This is a genomic window from Burkholderia sp. BCC0398 (assembly GCF_902833245.1).
GTDB lineage: Bacteria > Pseudomonadota > Gammaproteobacteria > Burkholderiales > Burkholderiaceae > Burkholderia > Burkholderia sola.
In genome coordinates, this window is record NZ_CADFEM010000029.1 from 20057 (window position 1) to 41806 (window position 21750).

Here is a 21750-nt window from a genome sequence, read left to right on the forward strand (position 1 = left end):
CCGTTCTCCGGCAAGCCACGCCATGACCGATCCACTCGACACCTTCGACCGCAAGATCCTGAATATCGTCCAGCGCGATTGCACCGCCACTGCGGACGCCATCGCCGAACGGATCGGCCTGTCCACGTCCGCCGTGCAGAAGCGGCTGAAGCGCATGCGCACCGAAAAGATCATCTCGGCGGAAATCGCGGTGGTCGATCGCGCGGCCGTCGGCCGGCCGATGACGTTCATTGCGGCGATCGAGATCGAACGCGAAAACTACGAGACGGTCGCCCGGTTCCGCGAGTGGTCGAAGGCGCATGACGAAATCCAGCAGATCTACTACGTGACCGGCTCCGTCGACCTGATCGCGATCATCACTGCACGCGACGTCGAGGCGTACGACCGGCTGTCCGCGCGGATCATGCAAAGCAACCCGATGATTCGCCGGATCAATACGAATGTCGTGCTGAGCGCGGTCAAGGTCGGGCTGTTCGTGCCGGTCGACAAGGACGGCGACGACGCACCGTCCACTGCCTGACGAGCGCGGTTCGCGCGGCGACGGCCGATCCGTCCGTCCCGCGTGACAAACCGCAACGCGTGACTGCCCGAATCCGTCGAAACGCATAATTTGTCGATCAATTCGCATAACTAACATGTTTCCTGTAGTCAATGAACAGGAGATGATCAAGATGGAACTCAAACTGGCACTGGTCGGTTTCGGCGGAGTCAATCAGGGACTGGTCGAACTGCTCAAAAAGAAGCGCGCGATGCTGGGTGCGGCGGAACTCGACGTATCGGTGACGATGGTCGCCGATCTGCGACTCGGGATCGCGACGAATCCTCGCGGTATCTCGTTGGACGTCCTCGACGAAACCGCTCGGCGGGGCGTCGATGCCGAAGCGCTGCGCCGCGATCCCGGCACGCTGGTGTCGTCGGACGTCGGCCTCGGCGCCGTGCTGAAGGCCATTGCGTCGGACCACGTGGATGTCGTCATCGAGGCGACCTTCACCGATCCGAACACCGGCGAGCCCGCGCTGTCGCATTGCCGTACCGCACTCGAATGCGGCAAGCACGTGATCACGACGAACAAGGGGCCGATCGCGCTCGCGCAGCCGGCACTGGCGCGGATCGCCGCGCAATCGGGTGCTTGCGTGATGTACGAGGGCACGGTGATGAGCGGCACGCCGGTGCTGCGGCAGCTTGCGACCTCGCTGCGCGGTTGCGACATCAACGGCTTCGCCGGCATCCTGAACGGTACGTCGAACTACGTGCTCGGCGAGGTCGAGGCCGGCGCGAGCTTCGATGCGGCGATCCGGGATGCGCAGCAGCGCGGCTATGCGGAGGCGAACCCCGCGGCCGACGTCAACGGGTCGGACGTGCAGCTGAAGGTCGTGATTCTGGCGAACGCGCTGTGGAACGCTGGCCTCACGCGTGGCGACGTGACGTGCCGCGGCATCGTGGAGCTGACCGAGCACGACGTGCGCGCGGCGGCGGCGGAGGGCATGTCCTGGCGGTTGATCGGCTCGGCCGTCCGCCATCCGGACGGCACCGTGACCGCGAGTGTCGAGCCGCGCAAGCTGCCGGCCGGCCATCCGTTGCGTGCCGCGAGCGGCGTGACGAATGCGATCACGTTCGACACCGACGTGCTCGGCGGCGTGACGATCAGCGGGCCCGGTGCGGGGCGCGAGGAAACGGCGTTCGCGATCCTGTCCGACCTGATCGAACTCGCCGACAGGATCGGCGCCGTGTCGCACGAGGTGGCCGCATGAGCGCGCGCGATGCGGTGATGACCGGCTGCACGGGGGCCGGCGTGGCAGATGTCCGGTCGCCGTATGACGGCGCGATCGTCGGCCAGGTTCGGCTGTTGCCCCTCGATGCGGCACCGGGCCTCGTCGAGCGCGCGCTCGAAGGGGCGCATGCGGCCGCGACCATGCCGCGCAACCGGCGGGCTGACATCCTGTTTCGCGCAGCAGCGATCGTCGAGGCGCGCACGGAGACGTTCGCACGCACGATCGCGCTCGAAGCGGGCAAGCCGTTGCGGCAGGCCCGCAAGGAGGTCGCGCGCTGCGTGAACACGCTGCGCCTGTCGGGCGAGGAAGCGAAACGGCTGACCGGCGAGACGATCCCGTTCGACGGCTATCCCGGCTCCGAGGATCGCAGCGGCTACTACACGCTGGAGCCGCTCGGCGTGATTCTCGCGATCACGCCGTTCAACGACCCGCTGAACCTCGTTGCACACAAGCTCGGGCCGGCGATTGCGACCGGTAATGCGCTGATCCTGAAGCCCTCGTTGCTTGCGCCGCTGTCCGCGCAGGCGCTCGTCGAGGTTCTGTGGGAAGCCGGTGCGCCGCGCGACGCGCTGCAGATCGTGCACGGCGGCGCGGAGATCGCGTCTGCGCTGGTGCGCGACCGGCGGATCCGGATGGTGACCTTTACCGGCGGTCCGGAGACTGGCGAGGCCATCACGCGCCAGGCGGGACTCAAGAAGATCGCGATGGACCTCGGCGGAAATGCGCCGGTGATCGTGATGGCCGACTCCGACCTGAAGGATGCCGCCGAAGCATGCGTGTCGGGCGCGTTCTGGGCGGCGGGACAGAACTGCATCGGCACGCAGCGGATCTTCGTCGCCGACGCCGCGTACGAGCCGTTCGTCCGCTACTTCGTCGAGCTGACCGGCAAGATGGTCGTGGGCGATCCACTGGACGATGCGACCGACATGGGGCCGATGATCGGCGAGGAACAGGCGATCCGCGTCGAACGCTGGGTCGACGAAGCGGTGTCGCGCGGTGCGACGGTGCTGACCGGCCATCGGCGGCGCGGGGCGCTGTACGAACCGACGGTGTTGGCGGATGTGCCGCACGACGCGCGCGTATGGACCGACGAGGTGTTCGCCCCGGTCGTGACGATCGAGAAATTCACCGACCTGCAGCAGGCGCTCGACGCGGCCAACGCGTCGGAGAGCGCCCTGCATGCTGGCGTGTTCACCAGCCGGCTGGAGGTGGCGCTCGGCGCGGCCGAGCGACTCCAGGCGGGCGGCGTGATGATCAACGATTCGTCCGATTACCGCTTCGACGGCATGCCGTTCGGCGGATTCAAGCATGGGTCGCTGGGCCGCGAAGGCGTTCGGTTCGCGATGACGGAAATGACACAGCCGAAGGTGGTGTGCTTCAGGCGCAACCGGCGGCTGTCGAGCTGATGCGCAAGCGCCGGCGCCTGGCGGGCCGGCGCGAACCGGAGCGGTGTGGTGAGCAACGTATCGAAGAAGGAGTCGAGGATGCCAGCAGCAATTCCTGCATGCAAACCGGCGGCGGACGCGCTGGTGGTCGAGGATATTCACAAGTCGTTCGGCGGTGTCGAGGTGCTGAAGGGCATCTCGCTGACCGCGCGGAATCACGAGGTCGTGTCGATCCTCGGCAGCAGCGGGTCGGGCAAGAGTACGTTCCTCAGGTGCATCAACTTGCTGGAAATGCCCGACCGTGGCCGGATCTGCGTGAACGGCGAAACGCTCGCGCTGAAGCCGGCGGGCCGCGACGGCGCGCTGGTCGCCGCCGACGCGCAGCAGGTGATGCGCGTGCGCCGCAAGCTCGCGATGGTGTTCCAGCAGTTCAATCTCTGGGCGCACATGACCGTGCTGCAGAACGTGATGTTCGTGCCGGTGCGCGTGCTGGGCGTGTCGAAGCGCGATGCGCGCGACAAGGCGATCGCGATGCTGGATCGGGTCGGGCTCGCCGGCAAGTGCGAGCACTATCCGAACCAGCTGTCGGGCGGCCAGCAGCAGCGCGTGGCGATCGCGCGCGCACTCGCGACCGATCCCGACGTGATGCTGTTCGACGAACCGACGTCGGCGCTCGATCCCGAGCTCGTCGGCGAAGTATTGAAAGTGATGCGCTCGCTGGCCGACGAGGGACGCACGATGCTCGTCGTCACGCACGAAATGGGGTTTGCACGCGAAGTCGCGAACCGCGTCGTCTTCGTTCACCAGGGACGAATCGAGGAAGACGGCAGTCCCGATGAGGTATTCGCGAGCCAGAAATCGCCGCGTTTCCAGAAGTTTCTGTCCAGCATCATCTGATGCGGATTCAATGCCAACCGGAGGGGAAACCATGAAGAAGCTGCTTCAGTCGCTGTGCGTGGGCGCGGCACTGCTCGGATCGGTCGCGCATGCCGAGCAGGTCGTGCGCGTCGGCACGCTCGCCGATTACGCGCCGTTCGAATACAAGGATGCATCGGGCAAGCTACAGGGCATGGAGATCGACATCGGCAAGAAGATGTGCGACACGATGAAGGTCAAGTGCCAGTGGGTGACGATGGATTTCGACGCGCTGATTCCGGCGCTCAAGGCGAAGCAGATCGATGCGGTGCTCGCGCAGATGTCGAAGACGCCCGAGCGCGAGCAGTCGGTCGATTTCACGCGCATCTTCACGACGGCACCGGTGCAGTTCGTCGCGAAGCAGGGCTCGGGTATCACGGATGGCGCGGCCACGCTGCGCGGCAAGACGATCGGCGTTCAGACCGCGTCGACCCACGAATCCTATCTGCGCCGCCGCCTGCCGGCGGGCAAGTCGGGGATCAACGTGAAGGTCTATCAAACGCTCGACGAGGCCTGGCTCGACCTGGAGGCCGGACGTGTCGATGCCGTGCTTGCCGACAACACGGTCGCGTACGACTGGCTGACGAAGGCCGGCAGGAAGGAAGGTTTCGACTTCGTCGGCAAGCCGATCGCCGATGCGGAGATCTTCGGCGACGGTACGGCGATCGCGGTACGCAAGGGCGACGCGCCGCTGAAGGCGCTGTTCGACAAGGGGATCGCGCAGGTGCAGGCGGATGGCACGTTCGCCGCCGCCAACAAGCGCTATTTCCCGTTCAGCATCGCGCCGCAATAGCCGCGCATCGGGACCGCGCGGCCGCAGCACGGCGGCCTGCGCGATCCGGGCCTCACAAGGAGCGATATCACGATGGACATTCTGGTGAACTACGGCGCGCAGATCGCGGCGGGTGCGCTCGTCACGCTGGAACTCGCGCTCGCCGCGCTGTGCGTCGGCATGCTGCTCGGCATCGCCGGTGCATCGGCAAAACTGTCGGGCGTGGGCTGGCTTACGCATGCGACCTATGCGCTGACCAATTTCCTGCGCGGCATTCCCGAGTTCCTGATCCTGCTGATCTGCTACTTCGGGCTGTCGCATCTGCTCAACGCGCAATTCGATGGCGCCATCGTCATCAGCCCGTTTTCCGCCGGCGTGATCGCGCTCGCCGTGGTGTTCGGCGCCTACGCGTCGGAGATGTTCCGCGGCGCGTTCATCGCGGTGCCGGCCGGACAGATCGAGGCGGCGCGCGCGTATGGAATGTCACGCCTGCAGACACTGTGGCATGTGCGCCTGCCGCAGGCGTGGCGCCTCTGCCTGCCGAGCCTGAACAACATGTGGCAGAACCTGCTGAAGGACACCTCGCTGGTGTCGATCGTCGGGCTCGAGGACATGCTGCGCAAGGCCAACATCGCCGCGCAATTCACCAAGCAGCCATTCGTCTTCTACGTGACGGTCGGTATCGTCTACTTCGGCTTTCTCGCCGCTTCAAACCCCGTATTCGCGTGGCTCGAGCGCATCGCGGGCCGTGGTTACGCACAACGCACCTGACGAGGGCCATGCGATGAACGACTTCCTTTCCCTCATCGCGCAGTCCGGCCCGGACGTCGCGCGCGGTGTATGGATCACGCTGCAACTGCTGGTGCTGTCTTGCACGTTCGCGTTCGCACTCGCGGTGCCGCTTGCCGTCGCGCGTACGTCGGAGCGCCGGTGGCTGTCGGTACCGAGCCGCCTGTTCATGTCGGTGTTTCGCGGCACGCCGCTGCTGGTGCAGATTTTCGTGCTGTATTACGGGCTCGCGCAGTTCTCGATCGTGCGCGCGTCGCCGCTGTGGCTGCTGGTCGGCGGATCGTTCTCGTGCGCATTGTGCGCGCTGACGCTCAACCTCGCGGCCTATATGGCGGAGGACATCCGTGGCGGCATAGCCGGCGTGCCCGCCGGCGAGAAGGAAGCCGCGCTCGCGTTCGGGATGAGCCGCTTCATGCTGACCTGGTTCGTGGTCGTCCCGCGCGCGATCGGCATCGTCGCGCCGACGCTCGGCAACGAGATCGTGCTGCAGCTCAAGTCGACCGCGCTCGCCAGCACGATCACCGTGCTCGACCTGACCGGTGTCGCGCGGCGCATCTCCATCGAAACCTATACGACCGACGCGCTGATGCTGGCCGGCATCGTGTACGTCGGTATCACGGCAGTGCTGTCGACCGTGCTCAAACGCGTCGAAGGGCGGCTGAATCGCCATCTGGGTAGCGTGCGTGCTTGACGGGCACTGCATGAGCGCGACACAACGAACGATCCGAGGACGAAATGGGATACAAGCTTGAAACGCTGGCTCTGGCTGCGGACCGCGACGTGACCGACGAGAAGTCGGTCGCGCCGGCGATCCACTATTCGGCCGTGTTCAAGGCGGCCGGCAGCGAGGAATTCGCGGAGATGTCGAGCGTGCCGCAGCATCCGCGCAACTACACGCGCTACGGCAATCCGGTTCACGAGCGCGTGAAGGCGATCATGGCGGAGCTCGAGGGCACCGAGACCGCGCTCGTCACCGCGTCCGGCATGGGCGCGATCGCGACCGCGATCCTCAGTGTCGTGAAGGCCGGCGATCACGTGATCGGCCAGACGCGCCATTACATGAGCACGACGAAAATGCTCGACGATATGCTGCGCCGGTTCGGCGTCGAGGTGACATTCGTCGACCAGACCGACGCGGCCGCGTTCGATCGTGCGATCCGGCCGAACACGCGGCTGATCGTGCTGGAGTCGCCGGTCAATCCGCTGCTGCTGGTGACCGACATCGCCGCGGTGACCGAGGTCGCGAGGGCGCGCGGCATCCTGACACTCGCGGACAACACGTTCGCGTCGCCGGTCAACCAGCAGCCGCATCGGCTCGGTGTCGACATCGTCGTGCACAGCGCGACCAAGTATCTCGGCGGCCATCACGACCTGACCGGCGGCGTGATTTGCACGAGCCGCGTGCTCGCCGAGCAGATCTGGCATACGCACATCACGCTCGGCTCGGTGCTGTCGCCGATGGACGCGTGGCTGTTGCTGCGTGGGCTGCGCACGCTGCCGATGCGCGTCGAGCGGATCAATGCGAACGCCCAGGCGCTCGCCGAATTCCTCGAGGCGCACGCGAAGATCGAGCGTGTGTTCTATCCGGGCCTGCGCAGCCATCCGCAACATGAACTCGCATGCCGGCAGATGCGTGGCTTCGGCGGCGTGGTCGCGTTCGGCGTGCGGGGCGGCTATGGCGAAGCGCAGCGCGTCGTCGAGGCGCTGCGCTTGCCGCTGAATGCCGGCAATCTCGGCGGCGTCGATTCGCTCGCGATCCATACGGCATCCATGTGGGCGGGCACGATGTCGGCGGAGCAAATGCGCGCGGCCGACATCCCGCTCAACTTCATCCGCTATTCGGTCGGCATCGAGCATGTCGACGACCTGAAAGCCGATATCGCGCAGGCGCTCGAGCAGATCTGACACGGACCGGCGCGCGGGGCCGTTCGACGCATCGGACGGGCCGCGCCGGCCTTTGAATCGATCCGGGCGCGAGCGGCCCGGGTTGCAACGACGGAGCACGGAATATGCATGGCATCACGGTACTCGACGGCGGCATGGGGCGCGAGCTGGCGCGGATGGGGGCGCCGTTCAGGCAGCCGGAATGGTCGGCGCTCGCGCTGATGGAAGCGCCGCATTACGTCGGCCTCGCGCACGACGCGTTCATCGCGGCGGGCGCCGACGTGATCACCGCGAACAGCTATGCGGTCGTGCCGTTCCATATTGGCGAGCAGCGGTTCCGTCGCGATGGTGTCGCGCTTGCGGCACTTGCCGGGCAACTCGCGCGGCAAGCCGCGGATCGCGCAGTGCGGCCGGTACGCGTCGCGGGATCGCTTCCGCCGACCGGCGGTTCGTATCGGCCCGACCTGTTCGACGCGGCGCGTGCCGATGCGATTCTGGCGACGCTCGTCGATGGACTCGATCCGTACGTCGACCTGTGGCTGGCCGAGACGCAGAGCCTGACCGGCGAGATCGACGCCGTCCGTCGCGCGCTCGGTGCGAATCGGAAGCCGCTCTGGGTGTCGTTCACGCTGCGCGACGATGTCGGCGCCGACACGGGCGCCGGGCCGGTACTGCGATCGGGACAGGCACTCGACGAAGCCATCGACGCCGCCGTGTCCGCGCGTGCGAGGGCGCTGCTGTTCAACTGCAGCCAGCCGGAGGCGATGGGTGCGGCGATCGAGACAGTGCAGCGTACGCTCGCGGGAATGGGAGCGGGAGCGGCGTTGATGATCGGCGCGTATGCGAACGCCTTTCCACCGCAGCGCGCCGATGCGCGTGCGAACGAGGAACTCGACGTATTGCGCGGCGATATCGATCCGCCCGGCTATGCGAAATGGGCGGAGCAGTGGCTTGCGCTCGGTGCGCAGATCGTCGGAGGGTGTTGCGGAATCGGCCCCGGCCACATCGCGGCATTGCGCGACGCGGTCGATGCGCGCAATGCCGGGCACACCGGGTCCGGCCAATGAAGATCGATGGCCTGGACCAGAAGATCATCGACGCATTGTGTGCCGATGCGCGGATTCCGCTCGCGGTGCTGGCCGACAGGATCGGTTTGTCCAGGCAGGCGGTCCGGCACCGGATCGACCGGCTCGAAGCGCTGAAGATCATTGCAGGCTATACGGTGCGGCTCGCGTTGCCCGACGATGTCGCACCCGTGCGTGCCGTGATGCTCGTCTATCGCAAGGACCGGATGCGCGGCGCGGACGTGCTTGCCGCACTCGAGCGGATCGCCGAGGTGCGCGACTGCGCGGTTCTCAGCGGCGAGGTCGATTTGCTGGTGCAGGTAGAGGCGGCTACGCATGAGCGCATCAGCGACATCTGGGCGACCATCAGCGCATTGGACGGCGTGCAGAACATGACGACCAGCTTCGTGCTCGACTCGGTCGTTCATAAGCGGTGACGGCCCGGCGCCGTGGATGAACGCCGGCCGGTGCCCCCTGGCATCGATACGGCTTGCGTCGATCACGACTCGCCACCGCGCACAGATGCTGCGGGGCCGTGGCCTTGCCGTCGGCCCGCTGCCCGTCGAGTCTCGCCGCTTCAGGCGCCGAGCACGCCGCATGTGGCCTGCTCGGCGTACAGGGCGCGCACGCCGAAGGTCCAGGGCGCAATTTCCGTGCAAAGCCGCACGGTATTGACGAGTGCGCCGAGCATGGGCGTCTAGATGGCGACGCGATCGCCCAGGTGATGCGTGAATCCGCCGCCGGGCGCGTCGCGATCCTGGATCGGTGAGAACATCGTGCCCAGGAACAGCATGAAACCGTCTGGATACTGATGATGCGCGCCACAGGTTTGTGCGACGAGGTCCGCGCAGATTAATTTTGTCACTCTAGAATCCATATGCTTCAAGGCATCTGGAGCCTGAGTTGACGACTTTGTTGACGGTCTCACCAAAATAATGTTTTCAATTCGCCAACGCCCGCATTAAATTTGTCAACTCGCGTTGTGGACCAAGCGTTCCAGCGGTAACGTCCTGATTTCTAGACCGATTGTCGACGCACCGCTCGTCCGGTCGAAGCGCTGAGTTCAGGCGGGACGCTCTCTGCCTCAAGCTCAGTAACCTATGCTGGGAAAGCAGTGTTGCGGGACGTCCGGGGCCGACTGCGTCCGGCTGCTCTCGGACACCTGCGATTGTTCGACCTCGCACTCGGGCAGACTTCCGAACGTCAGTTCCGCTCAGCTATGAGACTCTGCCCTGTCGAAACATGTCGACCTGCTTCGGCGGCCCGATTGGCGACGCGTAACGTGATCATCAAAGATTTGAACGCTGGCATTGGCGGTGTTCGCGATCGCGTCACCTGGCAACTGCGAAGTCGCAGTACAGAACCGTTTTCCCCGATAACGATCAGTCTTCCTGCGCCAGCCGAAACAAGACGTCAGCGAGGGCACGAATCTTGGATTGTGCGGCTCGTTGGGAAGGGTAGACGATAAAGTACGACAAGCCTTTTTGCGCCACGTCGGCAAAGGGCGTCGTCAGTGTCCCCGCCTGCAGGCGGTCTCTCGCCATCCGGGGATCGCCGATTGCCACTCCATGCCCTTCCGCCGCAGCGGAGAGCGTCAGTTCGAGGGTATCGAAAACGAGCCCACGGCTCGCGTCGATCTGCCGTGCCCCAACGCTTTCCAGCCAGCATCGCCATTCCTCGTGGCCGTGTCCGGGATGGAGCAATGTGACATGAGCAAGGTCGGCTGCCGAGCCAAGCGATGCGGCCATTTCGCTGGTACACATCGGCGTGAGTCGCTCGGCAAACAACGGCACCGCGTCCATACCCGGCCACTGCCCGGTTCCACGCACAACGATGGCGTCGACGTCGGGTGTCGTGAAATCCGGCGTGTCGTTCGCCGAGGTGGAGATGCGAAATTCTGTTCCGGGCAACGCGTGATTGATGTCCGCCAGCCGTGGAAGCAACCAGCGAAGCGCAAACGTGGATGGCAACCGCAGCGTGACGACAGGCGCTGCCTTGGCGTGAATGTCTGCGTGCTGAACGAGTTGCGTGAGTATGCTGACGGCCACGGTCAACAGTTCGCTTCCTTCCGCCGTCAGCGTCAACCCTGACGCATGGCGCACGAAAAGTGCACACCGGTAGTGCGATTCCAGTTGCTGGACCTGACGGCTCACCGCACCCTGCGTTCGACACAGATGGTCGGCGGCCCTGCTGATGCTCCCGAGTTGCGCCGCGGCGACGAACGACTGGAACGCTGTCAGCGGCGGCAGCGGCCGCGTCAGGTCGACCAATGGGTATGCATAGGTTGCATACCCGGGTTGCGGATTTTTCGATTGTTCGGTCATCGGGGCATCGCTATCTTGCCTATACCGGATGCGCGTCCGTCCGAACGCGCGGCGTTGTCAACGAATGATCGGAGAAAAAAGATGGTCTCATCGTCGGAAGCACTATACACCCGGCAGGTTCGCAACTATCTCGCGGAGCTGGAGCGCGGCGATGTCGCGGCGATCTGTGCGTTGTTCACGCCGGACGCCCAGGTCTTCTCGCCGTTTCTCGGCTGGATGAACGCCGCACCATTCTTTGCGAAGGTCAATGCCGCGTCCGGAGCAAGCAAGATAACGCCCATCGACATCTGCGTCAGCACGACGGGGGCTCGACGTGCGACCGGTTACTTCGTCTATGACTGGGGGCTGAAAGATGGATTCGTGGTGCGTTTCGAGTGTGTCGATGTTTTCGAATTCGACGACGACGGGCGCATCGAGCGGATGATCATCGTCTACGACACCCATCCGATTCGCAGTACGGTGGGTGACAAATACGCGTAATCGAAGCGCGGCATTTCCTGCGCGGCCGCGACAAGCCGCTCACTCGGAGGCACCAATCCTTCTCCCCGTCAGGGACGTAGGGAATGCAAATCAACAATCGGCAAGCTACGAGTTCGCGTCGCGGTGCTGGCTGTCGAAACTCCGCCTCGCTTCCCGGAAGCGGTCCGCATTCTCGACGATCCAGGTCCACAGCGGGACCATGCGAACGAGTAGGTCCATGCCCGTATCGGATAATTCGTATTCGACTCTAGGGGGCACTTCTTCGAAATCGTGACGGAGCACCAGGCCGTCACGTTCGAGTTGTCGTAACGTACGCGTCAACATGCGCTGAGTCACCCCGTGCATGCGCTCGCCGATTTCGGCATGGCGCAGCCTGCCGTACACGCCGAGCGTGTGGACGACACCGAGCGACCAACGACTGCCGGCGTGTGCGAGCACCTCCCGCCGCAGCCCGTCATCATCGTCTCGCAGGCCGTCGCACACGGTCTGCGAATATTGGAGAAGTTCGTCTCGATCCAACTATCTGGCTCCCAGTATCACGCATGTACCTTCTTTCATCCACGTCCATGTCCCGCTAGACTGCGTGCAACACATTCCTCAGCAGGCTAGACGATGAACCAGACAGATCTTAACGCTATGTCTCAAAACATTCTCGTGCTCGGTGCCGGCGAACTCGGCCTACCGGTGCTGCGCAATCTTGCGCGTCGAGCGAAGGACATCACAGGCGCGAAGATCAGCGTGCTGCTGCGCGCCAGCGCCGTCGAGTCCAGCGCCCCAGCCAAGCGGCATGATATCGCGGAGATTCGAGATCTCGGGATCGAGATCGTCGTAGGCGATCTCGTGAAGAGCTCCATCGATGAGCTCGCCGTCGTATTCGCGCGATATGACACGGTAATCGGTTGCGCGGGCTATGCAGCCGGAATCGACACGCCGATGAAGTTGGCGCGGGCTGCGTTGCAGGCGCGCATCCCGCGGTACTTTCCATGGCAGTTCGGGGTCGATTTCGACGTGATCGGCCGCGGCAGTCCGCAGGACATCTTCGACGCACAGCTGGACGTGCGCGAGTTGCTGCGCAGTCAGCACGAGACCGAGTGGGTCATCATCTCGACCGGCATGTTCATGAGCTACCTGTTCGAGCCGGACTTCGGTGTCGTCGACTTGCAAAACGACGCCGTCCACGCGCTGGGTAGCCTCGACACCGCAGTGACGCTGACGACGCCCGATGATATCGGTGCGCTGACCGCCGCGATCGTGTTCGCGCAGCCCCGTATCCGGAACGAGATCGTGTATCTGGCCGGCGACACCGTGACTTACGGGGAGGTTGCCGACAAGCTGCAAGCGGGCCTCGGCCGGCCGTTCAGCAGTTCGGTATGGAGCGAGCAGTATTTGCTGGATGAGCTGGCGCGCGACCCGAACAATATGATGCGCAAGTATCGTGCGGCTTTTGCTCAAGGGCGGGGTGTCGCATGGGACAAGCGTGGGACGTTCAACCAACGCCACGCCATTCCGGTCACCGACGTGGCATCGTGGATCAATGCAAACCTCGTTTCGGGCCGCGGCGAGTAAGCGCGAATCCGGCCATCCGGGCAAACCGTATCGAGGACCGTTCCCCCGAACACTAAGCCGACCTCGGCCGATGGGTGAGGGCCTCGGTATTCCGTACTGACTTCTGCCGAATTCTGGTCGGCGAAGTCGGTGTGTGAAAGCAATGTGGCAGCTGGCGGAAGGGGGGTGCGGACAAAATCTTGGACTACCTTGGAGGTAGTTCATGTATTCATACGAAGACCGCGTTCGAGCGGTTCAGCTCTACATCAAGTACGGCAGGAGCGCAGCGGCAACTATTCGCGAGCTGGGATATCCTTCGCGCAAGAACTTGGCACGGTGGTACCGTGCGTTCGTTGAGGTTGGCGATTTGCCGGCGGGCTATCGCCGCTCCAGGCCACGTTACTCCACCGAACAGAAGCAAATCGCTGTCGAGCATTATTTGAGTCATGGCTGCAATTTTGCCGGGACCACGAGAGCACTGGGGTATCCGTGTCGCGCAGTGCTGGCCGCGTGGGTCTACGAGCTATGCCCCGATATTCGGAAACGTCTTGTCAGCAATGCTCGGAATGTGCCGTCGTCGCCAGTGTTGAGGCAGGCAGCGGTCATTGAGCTGTGCACCAGAGACGAAGGTGCACGTGTGATCGCGGAAAAGATAGGCGTGAGCAGGCCGACGCTATACAACTGGAAAAATAAGCTACTCGGTCGAGAGGCTCCGGCATCCATGAAACGCCATAAGAATCCGGCATCGGCTCCTGAGCGGGCAGAACTGGAGCAGCAGCTGGAATCGCTTCGACGCGACATACGGCAGCTGCAACTCGAACACGACATCCTGAAGAAGGCCAATGAACTGTTAAAAAAAGGCCTGGGCATCGACCCGCGGCTCCTGAGCAATCGGGAGAAGACGACGCTGGTTGATGCCCTGAGGCAAATCTATGCACTGCCAGAACTGCTCGCCGTATTGGGTCTTGCCCGCAGTTCCTACTTTTACCATCGTGCACGACTGCTTGTTGCTGACAAGTATGCTCGCGTGCGTCACGTCATCACAGACATCTTCGAACTCAATTACCGTTGCTACGGCTATCGCCGGATACGCGCGGCACTTGGTAAGCAGCAGGTCTTCATATCGGAGAAAGTCGTGCGACGCTTGATGAGGCAAGAAGGCTTGACCGCTGGCAGTGCCCGCCGGCGTCGCTACGGCTCCTATCAAGGCGAAATAGGTCCCGCGCCAGAAAACCTCGTCAATCGCGATTTCCGGGCGGCGGCGCCGAATAAAAAGTGGCTCACCGACATTACGGAATTCCAGATTCCAGCCGGCAAGGTGTATCTATCGCCCGTGATCGACTGCTTTGATGGGCTCGTTGTCAGTTGGTCGATCAGCACGCGTCCGGACGCCGAGCTTGTGAATACCATGCTCGACGCAGCGATCGAGACAGTGGCCAACAGCCAACACCAGCCAATGGTCCACTCCGATCGCGGTGCGCACTATCGCTGGCCGGGGTGGCTCTCACGGATGCGCGATGCGAAGCTGATTCGCTCGATGTCGCGCAAAGGTTGCTCGCCCGACAATGCGGCATGCGAAGGTTTCTTCGGCCGATTGAAAACGGAACTGTTCTATCCTCGGACCTGGCAGGCTACAAGCATCGAGCAGTTCATCGAGGCGGTCGATTCTTACATCCGCTGGTACAACGCCAAGCGGATTAAGATCTCGCTTGGCTCACTGAGTCCGCTCGAATACCGGGAGCGCCTCGGGCTCGCGGCATAAACCAGTCCAAGATTCTAGCCGCACCCCCCTACCGCGCGACAAAAAAGGAGCGATCGGACACGGTGAACTACGTTCGCCGCGCTCATGCTGCCATAGCACGCGCATTGATTGCTCAGGACCGCGATGCAGCGCTGAAAGCGGTCAACCGATATTTCGATGCCTACCGCATTTGAACATTGTCATTTCTGCCGGTGTATTCGACTTGCGATGGCCGGATGGAATGCGGCCGCTGCGTGGTCGAAGCGGCCCCGTCCCGCCTACTTCACATACTTCCTGAATTCCGGCTTGCACTGCTCCCGGTACGCGTTGCCGCCGTTCTTCGACTCGTCGGTATCGGGGTAAAGCTCGGCTGCTGGGACTCCTTCCTTTGTGCTGGTTCAGTGCGCCGAACCTGCGATTGACGTCGCGTATTCCGAGCCGCGCTTGACCCTGTCCTCTCCTCGTAGTACAGTTTTGTGAGTGAGATTCTAATATATGAACGACGGCAATTATCTGGAGGAGGCAAGCATGTCGGAGATTGTCGTTCGACAAAGCACGACCTGGCAGAGGGTGTACGCATGGGCTGCACTCGGTGCGCTTTTCGCAATTGCGCAAGGCTACGCGTACGTGGCATGGATTCGTTCCGCGGACTTCCGCCCCGTCGATTTAGGTGCGGATCCGGTTCCGGATTCCGTGAAATCCATGATCGACCATTACGAATGGGCCAGCGTGCTGATACTGATTCCGGTCGCAATCTGGTTCATCTTCGGTATCGCCAAGAGCCGCAACATCGACGCGGTGCGCCTCATGATGATCGGTTGGCTCTCGGCATACTGGCTCGATCCGTGGCTGAACTTCCTCAGGCCGATGTTCACGTATAACGCCTATGCGCTGAATTTTGGCTGTTGGTGCCGTTTCATTCCGTTCTGGCAATCGTCGCATACGCGCATTGCCGAGCCCCTTCTGATAGACGCGCCAAGTTATTTCTATACGTTCACTGGTACGGCAGTGGTCGCGCTGTGGGCAATGCGTGTAGTCCGCAAGCGTTGGCATCGCGCCGGCAACGTTCGACTCACGCTCGCGGGCTTCGCCGCCATCTGGATGACGATGGGCATGCTTGATATCGCGGCTAGCCGTTTCATGGGATTCGACGCGTGGCCGGGCGCGTTTCAGCGTGCTTCCTTCTGGGGCGGTCACTACTACCAATTTCCGGTTTATGAATTCCTGCTGTTCCCGTCGGTGTTCGTGGCTTCCGCGTTTCTTCTGATGAGCGCCGACAATAACGGATACACGGCGATTGAACGAGGCGTTGATCGCCTGGATGGTCATGCAGCGCTTCGCACCGCGTTGCGCGTACTAGCCTTCGTTGCGTTTTGCAATGTATTGAATCTTGTCTACACGACAGCGATGGGTGTGCACGCGCTGTATGCCGATCCGTGGCCTGCCGATATGCCGAGTTGGCTGGTCAATAAGTGACAAAACGGGATGCGCAGACGGTTCGACAACGTCGAGTATCGCGTAGAAGACGAGGTGGCCATCGTCACGATGAGCCATCCGCCGGTCAACGGATTGTGCCTCGGTGTCCGACGCGGACTGGTCGCCGCGTTCGAAGCAGCGCGGCGCGATGTGCGGGCTCGCGCAATCGTGCTCAATGGCAGCGGTCGCGGATTCTGTGCGGGCGGTGACATCCGCGAATTCGGCACGCCCGCTGCTGCCGCGTTGCCAGCACTGTCTCTGGATGTTCATCCGGTTATCGAGGCGAGCGAGAAACCGGTTGTCGCGGCGATCCACGGATTCGCCATTGGTGGCGGGCTGGAAACCGCGCTGGTCTGCCACTACCGGCTTGTAGCGGGCAATGCGCAGATAGGTTTGCCCGAGTGCAAGCTTGGTGTGATTCCTTTGTCCGGCACGCAGCGTTTGCCCAGAGTGTTGGGCCTGGCACAGTCGATCGAATTCATTCTCGGCGCGCAAATCGTATCCGCCAGCGAGTTTGCCGGAACCGCGCTATTCGATCGAATCGTCGACGGCGATGAGCAGCAAGTGTTGCGCCTCGCGATTGAACTGGCCCGGGAGAACATCGGTAACTCTGCATTGCCATTGATACGCCGGCTGCCACTTCCGGATCACGATCCACTTTCCTTGATCGCTGAGGCGCGCGCACGCCTCGCCAGTGACGATGGCGTACGGGGCAAGTGCCTGGATGCCATCGCCGCCGCCGCCGAGTCGGTCGATTTCGAGGCCGGCCTGGCCACGGCGCGAGCGATTTACGATCGACTCGCCTCGTCCGACGAGGTTTCGAGGCGACGAGATTGCTTTTTCGAGTCGCGCCACGACAGCGGCGCGCGATAAGCGTTTGGGGGAACAGTCGCTACGTGGAAAACTGCTTGCGCAGATCACCTTTTCGCACTTTCCCCGATGGCGTACGCGGCAATTCCTCGACGATGCAGAGGTGCTCGGGCGTCTTTTGTTTTGCCATGCCGGCGGCGGCAAAGTGGGACTGAACCGCGCTCAGGTCGAGTGCCGCGTGTTCGTGCAGCACGACTACTGCACAGACTCTTTCGCCGTATCGAGCGTCGGGTCGCGCCACGACGGCCACATCACGCACTGCGGGATGGGTGGCAAGTACGCGCTCGACTTCGAGTGAGGAAATGTTCTCTCCGCCGCGAATCACGATGTCCTTTTTTCGGTCCGTGAGGGTCAGGCAACCGGCGTCGTCAAGACGGCCAATGTCGCCGGTCCGAAACCATCCGTCGCGAGTGAATGCCGCTGCATTGAGCGCCGCGTCGGTGTAACCAACGAACAATTCCGGCCCCTTGATGAGAATCTCGCCGTCGTGTCCGGCGGGTACGTCGCGATCCAGCTCGTCGACGATGCGCACCTGGGAGCCGGGCTGAACATGCCCGTCCGTACTGGCCCGGACGTCGAAAGGGGAATCAGCCCAACCGACGCTCACCGTCGAGTGTTCGGTCAACCCATACGCGCGTGTTCCCGCAAACCCGGTGCGATCGGCCAGCGCGACGTGCTCGGGCGTGACGCCCGTGCCGCCCAAACTGTAAGAAACGAGCGACGCCAGGCTGCGGCCGTCGCGGCGGGCGGCGTCCAGAAGACCATGAAGATGGAACGGGGTGCCGCCCGATAGGCGCACGCGATATTCTTCGATCAGTTGCGCGGCGAGCGGGGCGTCCCATCGGTCCATGAAGACCATCTCGGTGCCCGTGACGAAAGGGCGCAGCAGAAAATTGAAGCCCGCGATATGGCCGGCGGGGAAGGGCGTGAGGTAAGGTCCTGGCCCGTCGATGAATGGAATCTGCCACTCCGCGCCGACGCTGCGATGAGTGTGCTGAACACCTTTGGGTGAAGCCGTTGTCCCCGAGGTGTACAGCAGCAGGCAAACATCATCCGGCACGGGCTCTTTAGCAGGAAGCCGATCGTGCGTTGTTGCCGCGAGTCGTTGCAGCGTATCGAACGTGACGCCATTCGATGGCGCACGCTCGCCGACGACGATGACGCGCTCCAGATCCGGCGGGGCGCCGAGTGCGGCTACGCGCTCGAGGTAGTCCGTGCCGCACCAGAAATCGGGGACGCAAAGAAACCGGGCGCGCGATTGTCGAAGGATAAAGCCGACTTCGGCCGGACCGTAGATGTGGACGATCGGCACAAGCACGGCGCCGATTTCAAGCGCGGCCAGATACAGAAGCACTGTTTCGCGCTGCGTGGGCAGCTGTACTGCGATTACGTCGCTTCGACGCAGGCCGATCGCGCGCAGCGCCTTGCATACTTCTCGCGCGTCGCGTAGCAGCGACTGCGTGGTGCACGTATAGGTGCCGCCCTGGGTATGAAAATGAAGCGGTGTGGCGCCGTGCCGTGCGACACCGCGCGCGATCAGCGCCGAGAGAGGCGAATCGCTCAAGCGCGGCGCAGTTGTCGATTCGCGCATGTTGCGTCTCATGCCAGCAATGTGCCTAAGACGCTCACCAGCTCAAGCGGCTGATCGAGCATCATATGATGGCCCGCGCGTGGCATCGTGATGGGCCCTTTCGCGCCGGGAATCGCCGCTGCGATGCGGCGCGCGCGCTCCGCGCTGACCACGCTGCTGCGCTCGGCGTGAACGTAGCAGACCGGAACCGCGATGCGGCTCAGCAGGTCCTCCTCGCCTTCAACCGGCTGGAGATCCCTTAGCTTCGGGTCGAAGCGCCACACCCAGCCTTCGGTGGTTTGACGAAGCGATGTCCGCGCGAGATGTTCGAGTAGCCACGGTTCGCATTCCTGTTCAGGAATGAGCCGGAAGCGACTGACCGCGGTATGCGCGTCCGGATAGGGGCGCGGTGGCGGGCGTCGCTCCACCGCAGGCAAGCTGTCGCCACGCAGCATGAAAAACGAATCGAGCACGATGGCACGCGACAGACGATCGGGAAAAGTCGCGCATGCGTGCAGCAGACGCGATCCGCCGAAGCTGTGGCCGACCGCGATGCACGGGCCGGAGCCGATTGAATCCATGACTGCCACGAGGTCGCGCGCAAAAACGCCCGCGCTGTATTCACGCCGGTGGCCGCTGTCACCCATGCCGCTGAAATCCAGAGCGAACACACGAAAGCGGTCGGTGAAGAACGGTGCAATGAAGTCCCACCAATGCGCGTGTCCCAGAAAGCCGTGCGCGAAGAGGAGCGGAGGCTTGTTGGTATCCGCGTCGTTCCACGACACATAGTGCACCGCAACCCCGTCGCTTTCGGCGAAGTGGGAGCGGCGAGGCTGGCTCGTTGCGAGATCGAACCAGGAAAGGGCACGGGCATTCATTGCGCTTGTTCCATTGCTCGATGTTTGCGTCGCACAACCGTCAAGCACGTGGAATGTGCTCCCGATTTGCATCGATCCAGTCCACCATCGAGGTCAGCTGGATCCCTCTTGCGCGCACCGAATCGATATCGACGCGATACCCGACCTCGTTGATCCATTCCTGTACATTCACCCAGCCCGCCGCGAGTCCCTTTGCTCGCGCTTCGTCCGGAGAGACATGCGATACGCGAATCGTCGTGCCAAGGACCTGGCCGAGGCGATCTCCCACTTCGGACATCGTGAGCTTCTCCGAAGCCAGCGGCACGGTTTCGCCATGCCAGCGTTGCGCATCGTTGAGCGCATTGGCTGCGAGCGTACCGACGTCGTCGGCGGCGACCCAGTCGAGCCGTGTGTCGGGTAGCAACGCACTGAGCAGCAGGCCGTCGCGCAAGTGCGGGAACATTGCGCGCGCTTTTGGTTCCGCGAGATTGTCCATCATGAATGCCGGTTGCAAGACTGTCCACGATTCGAAACCCGCGGAGCGAACTGCTTCTTCGACTTCGAATTTATCCGCCCAGTATTATTGATGCCAGCGCTTTTCGTGCCAGCCTGGAAACGTCAAATGGTTGCCCGCCTGAGCGACGGAGGTATGAACGAATTGCGGGACACCCGCCTTGCGCGCAGCGTTGACGAGCGCGAAACCCTGGCGGCGCTCCCTATCGCTCTGATCGAAATCGGGCAGGAGAACGGAAAAGACGGCGCGGACGCCCGCCAGCGCTTTTTCGAGCGACGCGTGATCGTTCAGGTCGCCTGCGAAGGCCTCGCCATTCATTTCAACCAGAGCGCGCGCAGCCGGCGAGTCCGGATTTCGGGTCAGAAAGCGTACCGTTCGTCCGGCTTCAAGGAGGTGTCGAGCCGTAGTCCCGCCTTGCGCGCCAGTAGCGCCAATGACGAGTATCGCGTCGGATGAATCGCTCATGAGTATCCCGGAGGTTGAGCCGTAGAGGTAGATCAGTGGTATCGTGGCTCGGCGCCATCGCGCACCGAATCACTGGCAAGGTGGCAGCTCGCCGTTGAAGCGCATGGAATCATGCTGTTCTCATATGGGAACGATGTTCACAATTATATGTGGGCTGAATTCGGCGCGTCAAGGAGCACGAAACGGAAAGACGAGACTTCGCCTTTCCGCCCGGCAGCATGATCAATGTTGCGGTCTGAGCGTTTGAACGAGGCCGCCTTCATGCGCGACGATTACCTCGCAGCCCGGTTGATAGACGCTGGCGATTTCGTCGCCGCGCACGCGATTGCCCTGGAAGCCGCGCAGATAGCTCGTTTCATCGAGCCGCAAAACATGTTCGCCATCCGCGTCGCGCACAACGATCTGATCTGGCGCGATAGACGTCAGCGTGCCCACAAAGGGTAGCCGCGGCGTGAAGGGGAAACTACCGCCATGCGGCAGGATGCGCGTGTCGAGCGACAGGCGAAACCGATCCGAATGATTGCTGAGTCCCGAGTGCGGCGTGCGTCGGCTCATCAACAGGACGTCGCCGAGGCGATAGTTCGTGCGGCGCCATGCATTTTCGGGCACGCTCGCGAGCTCGATGGGAATGATCTTGTCGCCGTCCTTGCGATGCAGGCACGGAAGTTTGTGCAGCCCCTCTGCTACGGCCAGCCCGCCGACTTGCGCGTCAATATCGCTGAGCGGGATCCAGCAAATGATGAAATCGAGGCGGTCGCTGTAGATCGCATCTTCGTGAATGAAGTCGAAGCGTGTGCGGCTTTTGTCGATGGCGGGCGGCGATGTGCGGTATTCGGTGAACGGCACCCAGTAAAGGGGGACGTCGAAGAGCCGCTGAAAGAATGCACGAATCGCGGGGTCGTCCATCACGGTTCGCGCGGCGCGCTGCTCATTCATCTCCTTCACGGGAAAGAAGCTGAAATTTTCGCGTTCCTTGCCGGTCCATCGTACAGCCCGATCGTTACGGTCCACGAAACCGTGGCGGTCGAGGTGGTCGACCAACAGACCGCGCATGCGCTCCAGCGGCGCGTGGTCCAGCATGTCACGAAAGAACAGATAGCCGTCGTCGTCCCACCGTTTTTGCAGCGCCGCATGATTGCCGAGCAGGTCGTTCGAAACGTTGAACTCGTGCATCGTCGCCACGATATCCACGACTGGTGTGCTCACAAATTTTCTCCTCTGTTATAAGGGGGGTGCCCCTATGTGTTTCGTCAAGCGTTAGGGGCTGACTTGGGTTGGTAAATGGTGCCGTCGCGCAGCATGGCGAACAGGACGTCGCAACGTCGCC

At 62.9% G+C, this 21750-nt stretch carries 20 protein-coding genes and 2 pseudogenes; 15 read left to right on the forward strand and 7 right to left on the reverse strand.

What is annotated here, in order from left to right:
- Nucleotides 1-22 precede the first annotated feature (22 nt).
- From HWX76_RS35300 to HWX76_RS35345, 10 genes are all read left to right on the forward strand, one after another.
- Nucleotides 23-520 carry an Lrp/AsnC family transcriptional regulator gene (locus tag HWX76_RS35300; protein WP_012337265.1) on the forward strand — a complete coding sequence of 166 codons (498 nt, stop codon included), beginning with the start codon at nucleotides 23-25 and terminating at the stop codon, nucleotides 518-520.
- A gap of 151 nt (nucleotides 521-671) precedes the next feature.
- Nucleotides 672-1751: a homoserine dehydrogenase gene (locus HWX76_RS35305; RefSeq protein WP_012337266.1), complete on the forward strand. Its 1080-nt coding sequence runs from the start codon at nucleotides 672-674 to the stop codon at nucleotides 1749-1751.
- Complete coding sequence (locus HWX76_RS35310) at nucleotides 1748-3178, forward strand: aldehyde dehydrogenase family protein (RefSeq protein WP_012337267.1); 1431 nt, start codon at nucleotides 1748-1750, stop codon at nucleotides 3176-3178. The genes HWX76_RS35305 and HWX76_RS35310 overlap by 4 nt, the downstream gene beginning before the upstream one ends.
- A 78-nt stretch (nucleotides 3179-3256) precedes the next feature.
- Nucleotides 3257-4054, forward strand: coding sequence for an ATP-binding cassette domain-containing protein (locus tag HWX76_RS35315; protein WP_012337268.1), 798 nt, complete (start codon nucleotides 3257-3259; stop codon nucleotides 4052-4054).
- A gap of 31 nt (nucleotides 4055-4085) precedes the next feature.
- Nucleotides 4086-4865: a transporter substrate-binding domain-containing protein gene (locus HWX76_RS35320; RefSeq protein WP_012337269.1), complete on the forward strand. Its 780-nt coding sequence runs from the start codon at nucleotides 4086-4088 to the stop codon at nucleotides 4863-4865.
- A gap of 72 nt (nucleotides 4866-4937) precedes the next feature.
- Complete coding sequence (locus HWX76_RS35325; RefSeq protein ID WP_176017064.1) at nucleotides 4938-5615, forward strand: ABC transporter permease subunit; 678 nt, start codon at nucleotides 4938-4940, stop codon at nucleotides 5613-5615.
- 13 nt (nucleotides 5616-5628) lie between these two features.
- A complete protein-coding gene (locus HWX76_RS35330; protein ID WP_012337271.1) occupies nucleotides 5629-6324 on the forward strand; it encodes an ABC transporter permease subunit in 696 nt (231 codons plus the stop codon).
- A 44-nt stretch (nucleotides 6325-6368) separates the two neighbouring features.
- Nucleotides 6369-7538, forward strand: coding sequence for an aminotransferase class I/II-fold pyridoxal phosphate-dependent enzyme (locus HWX76_RS35335; RefSeq protein WP_176017065.1), 1170 nt, complete (start codon nucleotides 6369-6371; stop codon nucleotides 7536-7538).
- 104 nt (nucleotides 7539-7642) lie between these two features.
- The gene (locus tag HWX76_RS35340) at nucleotides 7643-8584 is read left to right on the forward strand and encodes a homocysteine S-methyltransferase family protein (RefSeq protein ID WP_012337273.1); all 942 of its coding nucleotides are present in this window, start codon (nucleotides 7643-7645) and stop codon (nucleotides 8582-8584) included.
- Nucleotides 8581-9018, forward strand: a complete 438-nt coding sequence (locus tag HWX76_RS35345) for an Lrp/AsnC family transcriptional regulator (RefSeq protein ID WP_012337274.1) — start codon at nucleotides 8581-8583, stop codon at nucleotides 9016-9018. The genes HWX76_RS35340 and HWX76_RS35345 overlap by 4 nt, the downstream gene beginning before the upstream one ends.
- Nucleotides 9019-9158: 140 nt before the next feature.
- Here the strand turns inward: HWX76_RS35345 and HWX76_RS35350 are convergent.
- Both HWX76_RS35350 and HWX76_RS35355 read right to left on the reverse strand, forming a co-directional pair.
- Nucleotides 9159-9428, reverse strand: a pseudogene (locus HWX76_RS35350) (fumarylacetoacetate hydrolase); the annotation flags it as partial.
- A 535-nt stretch (nucleotides 9429-9963) separates the two neighbouring features.
- Nucleotides 9964-10905: a LysR substrate-binding domain-containing protein gene (locus tag HWX76_RS35355; protein ID WP_012337275.1), complete on the reverse strand. Its 942-nt coding sequence runs from the start codon at nucleotides 10903-10905 to the stop codon at nucleotides 9964-9966.
- A gap of 81 nt (nucleotides 10906-10986) precedes the next feature.
- Between HWX76_RS35355 and HWX76_RS35360 the strand changes: the two genes are divergently transcribed.
- Complete coding sequence (locus HWX76_RS35360) at nucleotides 10987-11385, forward strand: nuclear transport factor 2 family protein (protein WP_012337276.1); 399 nt, start codon at nucleotides 10987-10989, stop codon at nucleotides 11383-11385.
- A gap of 105 nt (nucleotides 11386-11490) precedes the next feature.
- Here HWX76_RS35360 and HWX76_RS35365 read toward each other — a convergent pair whose 3' ends face one another.
- Complete coding sequence (locus HWX76_RS35365; protein ID WP_012337277.1) at nucleotides 11491-11904, reverse strand: helix-turn-helix domain-containing protein; 414 nt, start codon at nucleotides 11902-11904, stop codon at nucleotides 11491-11493.
- Between the two features lie 93 nt (nucleotides 11905-11997).
- On the opposite strand from HWX76_RS35365, the gene HWX76_RS35370 reads away from it, so the two are divergent.
- From HWX76_RS35370 to HWX76_RS35385, 4 genes are all read left to right on the forward strand, one after another.
- Nucleotides 11998-12951, forward strand: a complete 954-nt coding sequence (locus tag HWX76_RS35370) for an aromatic alcohol reductase (RefSeq protein ID WP_176017066.1) — start codon at nucleotides 11998-12000, stop codon at nucleotides 12949-12951.
- A gap of 202 nt (nucleotides 12952-13153) precedes the next feature.
- On the forward strand, nucleotides 13154-14692 hold the full coding sequence (locus tag HWX76_RS35375; RefSeq protein WP_124605594.1) for an IS3 family transposase: 1539 nt from the start codon (nucleotides 13154-13156) through the stop codon (nucleotides 14690-14692).
- Between the two features lie 474 nt (nucleotides 14693-15166).
- On the forward strand, nucleotides 15167-16147 hold the full coding sequence (locus tag HWX76_RS35380) for a spirocyclase AveC family protein (RefSeq protein ID WP_012337280.1): 981 nt from the start codon (nucleotides 15167-15169) through the stop codon (nucleotides 16145-16147).
- 9 nt (nucleotides 16148-16156) lie between these two features.
- Nucleotides 16157-17020 (forward strand): enoyl-CoA hydratase-related protein, encoded by an 864-nt coding sequence (locus HWX76_RS35385; protein WP_012337281.1) that lies wholly within the window; start codon nucleotides 16157-16159, stop codon nucleotides 17018-17020.
- Nucleotides 17021-17039: 19 nt separating this feature from the next.
- On the opposite strand, the gene HWX76_RS35390 is transcribed toward HWX76_RS35385, so the two are convergent.
- The 4 genes and pseudogenes from HWX76_RS35390 to HWX76_RS35405 all read right to left on the reverse strand — a co-directional run bounded on the left by HWX76_RS35390 (nucleotide 17040) and on the right by HWX76_RS35405 (nucleotide 21629).
- Nucleotides 17040-18608: an AMP-binding protein gene (locus HWX76_RS35390; protein WP_226248652.1), complete on the reverse strand. Its 1569-nt coding sequence runs from the start codon at nucleotides 18606-18608 to the stop codon at nucleotides 17040-17042.
- An 8-nt stretch (nucleotides 18609-18616) separates the two neighbouring features.
- Nucleotides 18617-19465 carry an alpha/beta hydrolase gene (locus HWX76_RS35395; RefSeq protein ID WP_012337283.1) on the reverse strand — a complete coding sequence of 283 codons (849 nt, stop codon included), beginning with the start codon at nucleotides 19463-19465 and terminating at the stop codon, nucleotides 18617-18619.
- A gap of 40 nt (nucleotides 19466-19505) precedes the next feature.
- Nucleotides 19506-20423, reverse strand: a pseudogene (locus HWX76_RS35400) (NmrA/HSCARG family protein).
- A 222-nt stretch (nucleotides 20424-20645) separates the two neighbouring features.
- Nucleotides 20646-21629 (reverse strand): phytanoyl-CoA dioxygenase family protein, encoded by a 984-nt coding sequence (locus HWX76_RS35405; RefSeq protein ID WP_012337285.1) that lies wholly within the window; start codon nucleotides 21627-21629, stop codon nucleotides 20646-20648.
- Between the last annotated feature and the right edge of the window lie 121 nt (nucleotides 21630-21750).